Source organism: Rhizocola hellebori (genome assembly GCF_016862955.1).
GTDB classification, from domain to species: Bacteria; Actinomycetota; Actinomycetes; order Mycobacteriales; family Micromonosporaceae; genus Rhizocola; species Rhizocola hellebori.
In genome coordinates, this window is sequence record NZ_BONY01000028.1 from 61,718 (window position 1) to 74,101 (window position 12,384).

The 12,384-nt window shown below is 65.7% G+C and carries 9 protein-coding genes; 5 read left to right on the forward strand and 4 right to left on the reverse strand.

Going from position 1 to position 12,384, the window contains the following annotated elements:
* Window positions 1–71 precede the first annotated feature (71 nt).
* Both Rhe02_RS23005 and rnhA read left to right on the forward strand, forming a co-directional pair.
* Window positions 72–2,012 carry an ABC transporter ATP-binding protein gene (locus Rhe02_RS23005; protein ID WP_203910391.1) on the forward strand — a complete coding sequence of 647 codons (1,941 nt, stop codon included), beginning with the start codon at window positions 72–74 and terminating at the stop codon, window positions 2,010–2,012.
* Between the two features lie 676 nt (window positions 2,013–2,688).
* Complete coding sequence (gene rnhA, locus Rhe02_RS23010) at window positions 2,689–3,132, forward strand: ribonuclease HI (protein WP_203910392.1); 444 nt, start codon at window positions 2,689–2,691, stop codon at window positions 3,130–3,132.
* Window positions 3,133–3,406: 274 nt separating this feature from the next.
* Here rnhA and Rhe02_RS23015 read toward each other — a convergent pair whose 3' ends face one another.
* Both Rhe02_RS23015 and Rhe02_RS23020 read right to left on the reverse strand, forming a co-directional pair.
* The gene (locus tag Rhe02_RS23015; RefSeq protein WP_203910393.1) at window positions 3,407–4,663 is read right to left on the reverse strand and encodes an MFS transporter; all 1,257 of its coding nucleotides are present in this window, start codon (window positions 4,661–4,663) and stop codon (window positions 3,407–3,409) included.
* A gap of 32 nt (window positions 4,664–4,695) precedes the next feature.
* On the reverse strand, window positions 4,696–5,859 hold the full coding sequence (locus Rhe02_RS23020; RefSeq protein WP_203910394.1) for an ROK family transcriptional regulator: 1,164 nt from the start codon (window positions 5,857–5,859) through the stop codon (window positions 4,696–4,698).
* Window positions 5,860–5,924: 65 nt separating this feature from the next.
* Between Rhe02_RS23020 and xylA the strand changes: the two genes are divergently transcribed.
* The 3 genes from xylA to Rhe02_RS23035 all read left to right on the forward strand — a co-directional run bounded on the left by xylA (window position 5,925) and on the right by Rhe02_RS23035 (window position 10,417).
* Entirely contained in the window at window positions 5,925–7,076 is a 1,152-nt protein-coding gene (xylA, locus tag Rhe02_RS23025; RefSeq protein ID WP_203910395.1) for a xylose isomerase, read from the forward strand.
* Window positions 7,073–8,479 carry a xylulokinase gene (xylB, locus tag Rhe02_RS23030; RefSeq protein ID WP_203910396.1) on the forward strand — a complete coding sequence of 469 codons (1,407 nt, stop codon included), beginning with the start codon at window positions 7,073–7,075 and terminating at the stop codon, window positions 8,477–8,479. Before xylA ends, xylB begins: the two co-directional genes overlap by 4 nt.
* A 390-nt stretch (window positions 8,480–8,869) precedes the next feature.
* Window positions 8,870–10,417 carry a DMT family transporter gene (locus Rhe02_RS23035; protein WP_444544527.1) on the forward strand — a complete coding sequence of 516 codons (1,548 nt, stop codon included), beginning with the start codon at window positions 8,870–8,872 and terminating at the stop codon, window positions 10,415–10,417.
* Here the strand turns inward: Rhe02_RS23035 and Rhe02_RS23040 are convergent.
* Together Rhe02_RS23040 and solA are read right to left on the reverse strand one after the other, a co-directional pair.
* Window positions 10,404–11,195 (reverse strand): class I SAM-dependent methyltransferase, encoded by a 792-nt coding sequence (locus tag Rhe02_RS23040; RefSeq protein ID WP_308442009.1) that lies wholly within the window; start codon window positions 11,193–11,195, stop codon window positions 10,404–10,406. The genes Rhe02_RS23035 and Rhe02_RS23040 overlap by 14 nt on opposite strands.
* 9 nt (window positions 11,196–11,204) lie before the next feature.
* A complete protein-coding gene (gene solA / locus Rhe02_RS23045) occupies window positions 11,205–12,335 on the reverse strand; it encodes an N-methyl-L-tryptophan oxidase (RefSeq protein WP_203910399.1) in 1,131 nt (376 codons plus the stop codon).
* Window positions 12,336–12,384: the final 49 nt, after the last annotated feature.

Genomic DNA, 12,384 nt, shown 5'->3' on the forward strand with positions numbered 1-12,384 from the left:
GAGCTCATCGTGAAATTGGGATTCGCTCATGCCTTCACCGCAGGTGATGGCCGACGTCAGGAGGCCATGGCATGAGCATGTTTGGTGGCGGGTTCGGTGGGCCCGGCTCGGGGCCGGGTGGCGCGCCCATGGGCGGAGTGGGCGGCGCCGGCCCGAAGGGCCAAAGCGGTTCTGGAATCCCGTTCTCCGGCATCCCGGCCGAGCTGATGGCCGGCGTCGAGCGGCTCGAAGCCAACGAGCCCACGCATCCCGTGCCCCGGGAGACCTTTACCCAGCGGCCGCGCGGCGAACGCCCACTGAGCATGTTCTCGATGGCTTTCGCGCACCGCTCGGTGTTCGTTTGGGCTGTGCTGCTGGTGGTGCTGGAAACGTTGCTGTTGCAGGCCGGGCCTTACCTGGTCCAGGTGGGGATCGACCACGGCATGGTTCCCGGTGACCGGAAGGTGCTTCTGCTTGCGGCGTCCGGCTTTGTGGTGTCCGTGATCGCCGGATGGCTTGCCACGTCGGCGCGCATCCGCCAGACCGGGCGGCTGGCCGCGGACGCCACCCGCAACCTTCGCATCCGCGTCTTCGGGCATCTGCAACGGCTCTCGATGGACTATTACACCGAGGAGAAAGCCGGCGTCATCATGACCCGGATGAGCTCGGATATCGAAGCGCTGCAACAGCTTTTCCAGGAAGGACTGGCCCAGTTCGCGGTGCAGGGCCTGACCATGCTGCTGGTCACCGTGGTGCTGTTCAGCTACGACGTCGAGCTTGCCGCGATCACGCTGCTGCTGGTGGTGCCGCTGCTGTTGGCGACCTCTATCTGGTTCCGCCGCGCCTCCGACGTCGGCTACGGCCGCCAGCGGGACACCATCGCGGCGATGTTCTCCGATCTGTCCGAGAGCTTGCAGGGCGCCCGCGTCGTCACCGCGCACAACCGCCAGGACCGCAACGTGGTCAACCATCGCGCCTTCACCGGCCGCTACCGTGACGCCAACGACTTCACCGGTCACATCGCCGCCATCTACGGCCCCGGCACCTCCGTCATCGGCATGGCCGGCATGGCCGCGCTGCTGTTCATCGGCGGGCGCATGGTGCTGCGCAACGAGCTGAGCCTTGGCGAGCTGACCGCATTCGTGTTGTACCTCAACGCTTTCTTCGCCCCCGTCCAGCAGCTCGTCCAGCTCTACACCAACTACCAGCAGGGCCGCGCCGCGGTCACCAAGCTTCGGGAGCTGCTCGCCGTCCAGCCCACCGTGCTTGAGCATCCCGAGCCGGTCGATCTGCCCGCGGTCAGGGGAGAAATCAAATTCAAAGGCGTCTTTTTCGGGTACCAGGAAAGCCGCCCTGTCTTAAAAAATGTCAACCTGCACATCGCCCCCGGCGAAACCGTCGCCTGCGTCGGCCCCACCGGCGCAGGCAAGTCCACCCTCGCCAAGCTCGTCACCCGGCTGCACGACCCCGACCGCGGCCAGATCCTCATCGACGGCGTCGACCTGCGCCTCGTCTCGCTAAGCTCGCTGCGCCGCCAAATCGGCGTCGTGCCACAGGAACCGTTCATGTTCGTCGGCTCGCTGCGCGACAACCTCGCCTTCGCCAAACCAGAAGCGACCGACGACGAAATCTGGGCCGCCGTCGACGCCGTAGGCCTACGCGAACTCGTTGAACGCCACGAGCTGGGCCTGGACGCCCCCCTACACGAGCGCGGCCAATCGGTCTCGTCCGGCCAACGCCAGCTGCTAGCCTTGGCCCGCGCCTTCCTGGCCCAGCCCCGCATAGTCGTCCTCGACGAAGCAACCTCCAATTTGGACCTCCGCTCCGAGCTGCGGGTGGAACAGGCCCTGGACCGCCTCCTCGAAGGCCGCAGCGCACTGCTGATCGCCCACCGCCTCTCCACCGCCATGCGCGCAGACCGCATCATCGTCGTGGACGAATCCGGCATCCTAGAAACAGGCTCACACACCGAACTCCTAGCCGCCCAAGGCCGCTACGCCGACATGTTCGCCACCTGGTCCGCCCACACCTAACCCGGCCATCCCACCCTCCCCCCTTGCCCGTTCCCGTCTCACCTCCCACCACGCATGAGTCCCTTCGTGCCCGCAACCGCACCGGCACAGAGACCCGCTGGCGCCACGCTCCGCCCGCCCGCCGGACAACGGCGCGGTGGACGTTCCGCCGCCTGCCCCGCCGCGCTGCTTCTGCTCCAGCCGGCCTCCGCCCACTACTTCCACCGCACCTACATCTCTGCGTTAGGGCGGTGGAGCAGAGATGTAGGTGCCGTGGACTTCCCGCCTCCGGCCCTCGCCGCCCGGCGCGTTGGTTCTGCTTCTGCCTGCCTCGGCCCACTGCTCCCACCGCACCTACATCTCTGCGTTAGGGGGGTGGGGCAGAGGTGTAGGTGCGGTGGGCTTTCCCGCCTTCGGCCCTTGCCGTCTGTCGTGTGGGTTCTGCTCCGTGTTGGCCTCCGCCTACTGCTTTCACCGCACCTACATCTCTGCGTTAGGGCGGTGGGGCAGAGGTGTAGGTGCGGTGGGCTTTCCCGCCTTCGGCCTCGCTGCCAGGCGCGTTGGTTCTGCCGGCTTCGGGCTGCTGCTCCCATGGCACCTGTATCTCCGCGCTCTCGTGGTGCTGAGTCTTCTGCGGCGGTCGGGAGGGGCGCTTCCCGCCGGGAGGTGCCGCGGAATGTCTCCTTAAGCTGTCACCGTGATCGTGGACATCTACACCGATGGGGCCTGCAGTGGTAATCCTGGGCCCGGTGGTTGGGGCGCGGTGCTCAGCTATGGGAAGCACGAGCGCGAGATCTACGGTGGTGATCGCGGCCCCACCACCAACAATCGGATGGAGCTGATGGCGGCGATCCAGGCGCTGGAGGCGCTGACTCGGCCGGTGGAGGTGCGGCTGCACACCGACAGCACCTATGTGCGCAACGGCATCACGAAGTGGATGGCGGGGTGGGAGCGCAACGGCTGGATGACCTCCGACCGTAAGCCGGTGAAGAACGAGGACCTGTGGCGGAGGCTGGCGGAGGCGATGAAGCGGCACGAGGTCGAGTGGTTGTGGGTTAAGGGCCATGCGGGTGACGAAGGCAATGAGCGCGCGGACGCGCTGGCCAACAAGGGCGTCGCCGAGGCCCGGCAGGCAGGCTGATCGCCCAGGTGTGCCGGCGGCGAGAGTAATGGCAGGTCGCGGGCACTGTAGCCGGGCGGATGCGGGTGTGGAAGGCTCAATTGGAAGTCCGGCTTAACGGACATTTCTTTTCAGACTAAGGTTGACTGTGTGCGTTCCATCACACAGCGTTACGGTGATGTGACGTTGAGCCTTCAACGATCGCCGTTCCGGGGGGATGGGGCGATCGAAACGGGGGGAAGGCTCAATTTTGTGGCCGCGGATCTTCGGATCCGCGGCCACAGGTAATTAGGGGTCAGCGCGTGACGGCGAGCTCCGGCTCCGCGGCGAGGCCAGCGACGGGGCGGCGGCGGAGGAACCAGGCGAAGGCGAAGGTTGCCAGCAGGTAGGCGGCGCCTTGACCGGTGAGGACGTTGATGACGCCGAAGCGTTCGGTGAGCGTGCCGGCCAGGGTCGCGCCGATCAGGCTGCTCAGCGCCTCGACGACCAGGATGGCGCTGAAGACACGGGCGCGCAGGCCGTCGGCGACTTCGGTTTGCAGCATGGTGAAGGCGGCGGCGGTCATGATGGCGCTCGGGATGCCGACCAGGACGAAGAGCACGACTACCGGTGAGAATGCTTCGAACCAGCGCGGATAGTTGAAGATGATCACGTCGATGACGCCGAAGATGAACAGGCCCACCGTGAGCAGGCGTTCGGGGCTGAAGTTGCGGGCGGCGTAGCCGCAGGCGAAGCCGCCGATGATCCCGCCGACGGCCTGTGCCGACATGAGCCAGCCGACCTGGGGGACGTCGCCGTGCAGGGCGTCAACGACGAAGACAGCGAACAGCGAGCCCATGATGCCCTCGCCGATCGCGGTGACGGCGATGACCGCGAAAAGCGCCTGCAGCACCACGGATTGCCGGATGGCTAGGGCGCCTTGGCCGATCTCGCGCAGCAGATGGCTTTCGGCCGCGCTGCTCTCGGCGCGATGGGCTCCGGCGATGAGGGCGCACAGGCCGGCGGCGAGGAGGAAGGAAGCGCTGTCGAGCAGGACCGCACCGGTCAGGCCGAGGGTCGCGGCGACGAGTGCGCCGAGGGCGGGGCCGAGCAGGCGGGCGATGTTGTTGTTGAGCGCGTTCAGGCCGTTGGCGGCGGGCAGGTCGGACTCGTCGACGAGGCGGGGCAGCAGGGCGTGCTCGGCGGGCATGACGAAGACAGCGAACGTGGCCTGGGCCGCGATGACGAGGTAGGCGATCCAGAGGTCGCTGCGGGAATCGACCGCCAGCAGCGGAAGCAAGGTGATGGCCTGCAAGACGTTGGCGTAGATGAGGACCTTCTTGCGGTCCCAGCGGTCGACGTAGGCCCCGGCCAGCGGGGCGGCGATCAGGTTGGTGCCGACGCGCACCGCGACGGCGGTGGCGGTCGCGGCGGGGGAGTCGGTGAGCTTGTAGATGAAGATGGGCAGGGCAACGCTGAGCAGCCACGTCCCCGTGATCGAGATGAGCCCGGCGGTCCACAGCAGACCGAAACTCCGATTGCGCAACACTCGTAGCTGGCTTGACGTCTTCATGACGTCACGATGGCATCAGATCTGATGTCGAGTCAAGGTCTGATTGACGCCAGATATCGCGCGGGGTCGTTGATGATCGCTTGGGTGACCGTCCGGGCGGCTCCGATCACGGTGGCTTCCGCGCCTAGAACCGAGGGTCTGATCAGGGGGGACGACCATCGCGCGGTCAGCACCCGCTGGCGCAGCTCGGCCTCGATCGGGGGGCAGAGCCATTCCGCGAGCGGGGCGAAATGTCCGCCGAGGACTACCGCGGGAAGGTCGAGCAGGTTGACGGTGCTCGACAGGGCGACGCCGAGGGCCAAGCCGGCCCGGCCGAGCGAGGCGAGGGTCGCCTCGTCACCCGCCTTCGCGCGATCGACCAGCTCGGCCGCGTCGGGCAGGCTTGCCGCCTCGCGGATGGCGTCCTCTCCCGCGTACTGCTCCAGGCAACCCCGCGAACCACATCGGCACGGCTTGCCGGCCGGATCCACGGTGACGTGGCCCAATTCTCCGGCCCAGCCTCTGGTACCACGAAAAAGCTCTGAATTGACAACGATCCCGGCGCCGATGCCAATCTCGCCCGAGACGTAGAGGAAACTGCTTAGCTCACAAGCGTGCAGCTCTCCAAAAGCGGCGAGGTTGGCCTCGTTGCCGAAATCGACGAGCAGGTCGCCTATCCGGGCCGGCAGCGCGACCCGGTGCCAGCCAAGGTTCGGGGCGACGTGCACGACCGCGTCCTCGATGAGGCCGGGCAGCGCGACCGCGCCCGAATGGACGACAAGGCCTTGTGCCGCAGCGGCTGCCAGCGCACGTGCGGCCGGGGCGGCAAGCGCCTCCCACGCCGCGGCGGGACTGCGCCCGCGCTGGTCGCTGAGCACGACCTCGCGGTGGCGGACCTGCCCCGCCAGATCGATCACGCAGGTGGCCAGGTAGTCCACGTTGACTTCCATGCCGAGCCCGGCGGGGCGGGTGCCGGCCAAGGTGACCCCGACGGAGGGCCGCCCGACGCCGGTGCGCGATTCGTCGGCGAAGTCGACCAGGCCGCCGGCGATCAATTCATCGACTATGGTGGATACTGTGGCTCGGGTCAGGCCGCTGGCGCCGGCGATCCGCGCCCGCGAGATGGGCGTCGGGCTGGCCGCCACCAGGCGCAACACCAGCGCGAGGTTGTGCGCGCGCAGGCTCGTCTGGCGCACGGGGAGATCTCGGGCTGGCATGCCTTGACAATGCCATACGACATTAGTTCAATGGCTGAACAAATCTCGGTGAGGGGTAAAAAATCATGACTCCAGTCAAGGCGGATAAATTCACGTTCGGTTTGTGGACCGTGGGCTGGCAGGCCCGCGACCCCTTCGGCGACGCCACCCGGGAGGCGATAGACCCGGTCGAGACCGTCCACCGGCTGGCTGAGCTGGGCGCATACGGGGTCACTTTCCACGATGACGACCTGATTCCGTTCGGATCAGACGAAGCCGCCAGGCAGAAGCACATTGAGCGGTTCAAAGCCGCGCTGGCCGAAACCGGGCTCGTGGTGCCGATGGCGACCACCAACCTGTTCACCCACCCGGTCTTCAAGGAGGGCGCGTTCACGGCCAACGATCGCGACGTGCGCCGGTTCGCCCTCCGCAAGGTGATGCGCAACCTTGACCTCGCCGCCGAGCTGGGCGCCAACACCTACGTCTTCTGGGGCGGGCGCGAGGGTTCGGAAAGCGACGCCGCCAAGGATGTGCGCGCCGCGCTCGACCGCTTCAAGGAAGGTCTCGACTTCCTTGCCCAATACTGCATTGATCGCGGGTACGACATCCGCTTCGCGCTGGAGCCCAAACCCAACGAGCCCAGGGGCGACATCCTGCTGCCGACGATCGGCCACGCGCTCGCTTTCATCAACAGCCTCGAGCACAGCGAGATGGTCGGCCTCAACCCCGAGGTGGGGCATGAGCAGATGGCCGGACTGAACTTCGTACACGGCATAGCCCAGGCCCTTTGGCACGGCAAGCTTTTCCACATCGACCTCAACGGGCAGCGCGGCGTCAAGTACGACCAGGACTTCGTTTTCGGCCACGGTGACGTGCTCAACGCCTTCTTCCTGGTCGACCTGTTGGAGACCGGGGGGTACGAAGGCCCGCGCCACTTCGACTACAAGCCGTTGCGCACCGAGGACATCACCGGCGTGTGGGCGTCGGCGGCCGCGAACATGCGCACCTACCTGCTGCTCAAGGAGCGCGCCGCGGCTTGGCGGGCCGATCCGCGGGTTGTCGAGGCGCTCGCCGCCAGCAAGGTGCCCGAGCTGTCGGTGCCGACGCTGAACCCGGGCGAGTCATATGAGGAACTGATGGCGGAGAAGTCCGATGTGGACGCTCTGGCGGCCCGGGGCTCGGGCATCGTGCACCTCAACCAGCTGGCCGTCGAGCACCTGATGGGCGTGAAACCGTGACGTTGGTGGCGGGGGTCGACTCGTCCACGCAGTCGTGCAAGGTGATGATCCGCGATGCGGAGACCGGAGTCCTTGTGCGCTCGGGGCGGGCGGCCCATCCGGAGGGGACGGAGGTTCATCCCTCCGAGTGGTGGAACGCGCTGCAGGAGGCGATCGCGCAAGCCGGCGGGATCGAAGACGTGGCCGCTATTTCCGTTGCGGCGCAACAGCATGGCATGGTCTGTCTGGACAGCGCGGGCGAGGTGGTGCGGCCCGCGCTGCTCTGGAACGACCTGCGCTCGGCCGGTTCGGCCGCCGATCTGGTCACCGAGCTGGGGCCGTGGGCGTGGGCGGAGGCGGTCGGCAGCGTGCCGGTGGCCTCTTTCACGGTGACCAAGCTGCGCTGGTTCGCTCAGCACGAGCCGGCGCTGGCCGCCCATACCGAGTCGGTGTGCCTGCCACACGATTGGCTCACCTGGCGGCTGAGCGGTTCGGCCGACCCGGCGTCGATCGCCACGGATCGCAGTGACGCCAGCGGCACCGGGTACTGGTCGCCGTCGCTGGGTTGCTACCGCACCGATGTGCTGCAGGCGGCCTTCGGCCGTGTGCCGCGCCTGCCCACCGTGCTGGGCCCGGCCGAGCTTGCCGGCAGCACCCCCGCGGGTGTCCTCATTGGACCCGGCGCCGGCGACAATGCCGGTGCGGCGCTGGGGATCGGGGCCAACCCGGGCGATGTGGTGGTCTCCATCGGCACGTCGGGCACCATCTTCACCGTTTCCGCGACACCAGCGGCCGACGGCACCGGCGCGGTCGCCGGTTTCGCCGACGCCACCGGCCACTACCTGCCGCTGGTGTGCACGCTGAATGCGTCGCGCATCCTGGACGCCGCAGCCCGGATGCTCGGGGTCGACCTCGACGAGGTCTCGCGCCTCGCGCTGCGCGCTCCGGCGGGCTCCGACGGGCTGGTCCTGGTGCCCTACCTCGATGGTGAGCGCACCCCCAACCGTCCCGACTCCACCGGGGCTCTGCACGGGTTGACCCACGCCAACACCACTCCGGCGCACCTTGCCCGGGCGGCGGTGGAGGGCATGCTGTGCGCGCTGGCCGATGGGCTGGACGCGTTGGTGTCGCAAGCGGTCACCGCGCAACGCGTCATCCTCATCGGCGGCGGCGCCCAGTCGGAGGCGGTGAGGCAGCTGGCCCCGGCCATCTTCGGCTGTCCGGTCATCGTTCCCGAGCCGGCCGAATATGTGGCCGACGGCGCGGCGCGCCAGGCGGCGTGGGTGCTTTCGGGCCACCAGGATCCGCCGCAGTGGGCGGGCCCGCCCGCGAAGGCCTACGAGAGCGACGATGTCGACCGGCAGACGCGTGAGCGCTACCGCGAGGCCCGGGAGCACTTCGTCAGCAGGGCACCCGAAAACTGACCGGTACCCGAAAGTACTGTTCGCTTCATAGCATGACCTGTTGCCCCGGGAGATCGAAGTTCGAGTCTCCCGGGTGCTAAAGCTTTGCCTTTACCGACACGTTCGATCATGCGAATGACAAGGCAACACACCCGGATTGCGCACAGTGGCAGCCGGGTGCCGGTCACGTCGTGACCGTAGTCGATGTGAAGCTGACACTCTTGCGTGTTGGCGCGGCCTGCAGCGGCGGCCTAACATTGATAGACATAATCGGAAGGAATTGGCGTGCGAAGCACGGCGCGATCTTCCCTTGCCCTGATCTTCGCGGTCACTACCTGGTCGCTAGCGCCTTTGTGGATAGTGAATGCCCGCGGCCTGGTACCCGCCCCGGTCGCAGCCATGCTTTCATTGATGACGGCTACTGCGCTGGCCGTTCTTGTCTCGTCGTTCTCGCGCAAATACCACGTGCTCGCGGCGTTCCGCGCGACTCGTGAGCGACATTTGCTGATCACCGCGGCGGGCGTTGGTGGCTTGGCGTTCTTCGCCTACCCCCTGCTCTATTTTTCCGCGCTGCAGATGGGGCCACCGCTTCTGGTCAATCTTGTGAACTATCTTTGGCCGATCATCGGTCTGCTGATGGCTTCGGCGATCCGGCGTGAGACAGCAGCTCTTGAGGTGTTGATGGCGGCCGCCTTTGGTTTTGCTGGGGCTGCTCTGGCGATTCTCAACAACTCCGAGACAGGTCCGCTCGCGAGTGGGCTGGCCAGCCCATTGCCTTTCGCTCTGGCGGCGCTGGGCGCGATCGCGTATGGCGCCATGTCCGCGTTCATGAACGCGACGGCACCGCGACAGGAAGGCCCTCGCGGTGTTCAGTTCTTCTTGGTCGCGTTGTGTTTCGGTGGCATCGCCTGCGGGCTGACCTTCGGGGCGGTAGCGCTGGTCAGCCCAGAATCGCTTACCTTCCACCCGTCGCGGGGTCATCTTGAGGCGTTGGTGGTTTACGCCCTGCTGCATCCGTTTTCCCACCTGTGCTGGCTGACCGCGATTCAGGATCGCCGGATTCCGGGATTCACTTCCACCTTCCTGGTGCCGGTGTTCTCGACTGTGGTGTTGGCCGTCGCGGCCCACGGGCTGATCGGCCCCCGGATCGTGGCTGCGCTAACCCTGGTGCTGTGCGGGATCCTCTTCTCGGCGGTAAGAGATCGCGGCGTTCCGGTGGTCTTCGCGACGACGCTGGCTGGCACAGGCTCACTGTTGGTCAGCGTCTCCTTGCCATACCCGACCGGCGGTGACGAGATGTTCTCGGCGACCGACATCCTGGTAGGGCTGTTTGCCATCTTCGGCGGATTTGTGCTCACCAACTCGATTGCCCGGTATGCCAATTTGCAGCAGGCATGTGAGGCGTTCTATTCGCGGGCGCGCAGTCTCATCGACGGTGGTACCACTCAGCGTGAAGTGGTGGTGGACAACTTGGATCGCTTGGATCGCCGAGTGATCGCCAGTGCCCGGCTGGACCAGGAGCCCGCCGAACAAGGTCCGGTGGCACGACCGCTTTCCGGTCTGTCACGGGAGTGGGCCAGAGTGGATCTGGCGCTGTCCAGCAGAGTCTCACCCTATGAGTGGCTGGTGCTGCTTCTCGGCGCAAGTGGTGTGGTTCTGGCGATGCATTCGGCCGCGATGGGCGATCAACGTCTCACGATGTCCTTGGTACGGGCGCTGGTGACCGCGGTCGTGGTCGGGCTGCTTTTCGCGGTGCGCGACTATGACCTGAATCGTCCCAACCGTGTCGTATCCAATCTGACGACATTGCACCATCACTTTGATGTGCCGATCTCCGCCGACAGCACACTTGCCGTGACCGTGGACAATCAGAGGGAGCGGCAGATCGACTGGACCGCTTTGGCACTGGTGTTTCTCGTCGCGGCATCCATTGTGTCGGTGATTCTCAATCTCCAGTAGGCATCGCATGGATGTGACGCTCGGCCACGAGAAAGAAGATCGGAGCGTGGATCGGTCCGGGCTCGTGGTCGTGGGCGATCGCGGATTCCAGGAGGGTGAATCCATGGTTGAGTTCGGCCCGGGACAGCTGCGTCAATGCCGAGATCGCCAGATAGCTAAGGCGTTCTCGGTAGGCCTTGAGACTCGGGGCGACGAGCAGGTCGGCGATCTCGTGGGTGACATAGGAAAAGCCAGCGGGCTCCAGAATGGCGCACAGTTCTGCGATGGTGGGCAGCCTCGGTTTGAGGAGCTCATACGCCTGCGGGAAATACTTGGCCCAGGCGGGTGAATCGGCTTGATCGCGCAGTCTGGTACCGATTATCACCCTGCCGCCAGGGCGAAGCACTCGCGCCAGCTCGCCAGCCATGGCGGCGCGATCCTCCACGTGATGGACCATCTCGTAGAGGATCGCGAGATCGCAGCTGGCTCTGCCGAGCGGGATCGATTCGGCTCGGCCCTTCTGGTAGCTGACTCGGGCGTGGGGACGGTGCATTTGCGCGTAGATCCGCATGCTGTCGCTTGGTTCCACGCCGAAGACTTGCCCACCGAAAGCCTCGGCCAGATCGGGACAGAATCGGCCCGTGCCTGATCCAAGATCCAAGACAGTGGTTGGCGAAGGTTGTCCGCAATGAAACAAAAATCGATTCATGCATAACTGGAACGACTCAATGAGCATGGATTGACCGGCATCGAAAGAGTCACCTGCGAGTTGGTCATAGTGGTCGACACCGCATCTCATGCATGCACATTAGTCGATTTTGTCAAACCTCTCGGGACTCAAAAAATCAACTTCCCAGCGGGTCTTGTCCCACATGGCCAGATCGGCGGCGATTTCACCGATGACGGTGGCGAATTTGAACCCGTGCCCGGAAAAGCCGCCGAGCACCGTCAAACCAGGCAGGTCGGCGCGGCCGCCCACCAGGAAATGATGATCTGGGGTCAGAGAGTACATGCAGGACTGAAGCTTTACCGGCTGTGGCCGCAGGCCGGGCAAGGTCCGCGTGACGATGTCGGCCAACAGCTCCGCATCATGGTCGTCCGGTTGACGGGCACCGACCGCTGGGTCGACCGGCTCGTCCAGGCTCGGCCAATTGTGGACCGCCACCTTGACCGGCGAGCCATCCACGCTCGGAATTCCATACCAGTTGTATGAGCCGGTGGCATCGGTGCGAATGAAGACCGGGAACCGCTCGGCCGTGTATGCAGCCGCGTCATCGCTTTCGAACCAGCCGAAGACCCGTCGCACCACCTCGACTCGAGACATCGCGGTGGGCGCCAGTTTAGTCAGCCAGGCGCCGGCAGCCACCACCACATGCTTGGCGACGATCTCTTCGTGTCCTATCCGGACCCGGGGCCGCTTGGCATCGGGGATGATCTCGGTGACTTCTGTTCGGGTTAGGACCTTGGCCCCAAGATGCTCGGCGATCCGAATGGCGGCACAGACGGCCTTCTCCGGCCGGAGCAAACCCGCATCCTCTTCGTAGAAGGCAGTGGTCTCATCGTCAAGCTGATGTTGCGGGTACCGCTGCCGCATCTGGTGGGGGTCGAAGAGCTCGTATGGCAGGTGATGAGCATTGGCCGACGCGATCGGCGCGAGCAAAGGTGCGGAGCCGGTGGGGGCTATGACCAGACCGCCGGTTTTATCAAGAAGCCTTTCGCCGGAAAGATTCTCCAGCTCTGTCCAGAGCTGCCACGCGCGTTGGGCAAGTGGCACATACTTGGCACCTTCGGCATAGGCCGTACGGATGATACGACTGCCACCGTGACTGGCCCCTCGGGAATGGCCGGGCTCGAATTGCTCTATGCCGAGGACTTTCACCTCCCGGCGAGCCAGTTGCATGAGCGTATTGCTACCCATGGCACCCAGGCCGACTATCACCACATCCACATCTGGAGAGCTCATCACAGGGAACCTCGCTTGATTGGGG

Excerpts from the sequence above, each read along its gene's own strand:
- Rhe02_RS23035 (WP_444544527.1), top strand. The coding sequence starts at position 8,870 with ATGACGGCTACTGCGCTGGCCGTTCTTGTCTCGTCGTTCTCGCGCAAA.
- Rhe02_RS23015 (WP_203910393.1), bottom strand. The coding sequence starts at position 4,663 with ATGAAGACGTCAAGCCAGCTACGAGTGTTGCGCAATCGGAGTTTCGGT.
- Rhe02_RS23005 (WP_203910391.1), top strand. The coding sequence starts at position 72 with ATGAGCATGTTTGGTGGCGGGTTCGGTGGGCCCGGCTCGGGGCCGGGT.
- Rhe02_RS23040 (WP_308442009.1), bottom strand. The coding sequence starts at position 11,195 with ATGAGATGCGGTGTCGACCACTATGACCAACTCGCAGGTGACTCTTTC.
- xylA (WP_203910395.1), top strand. The coding sequence starts at position 5,925 with ATGACTCCAGTCAAGGCGGATAAATTCACGTTCGGTTTGTGGACCGTG.
- Rhe02_RS23020 (WP_203910394.1), bottom strand. The coding sequence starts at position 5,859 with ATGCCAGCCCGAGATCTCCCCGTGCGCCAGACGAGCCTGCGCGCGCAC.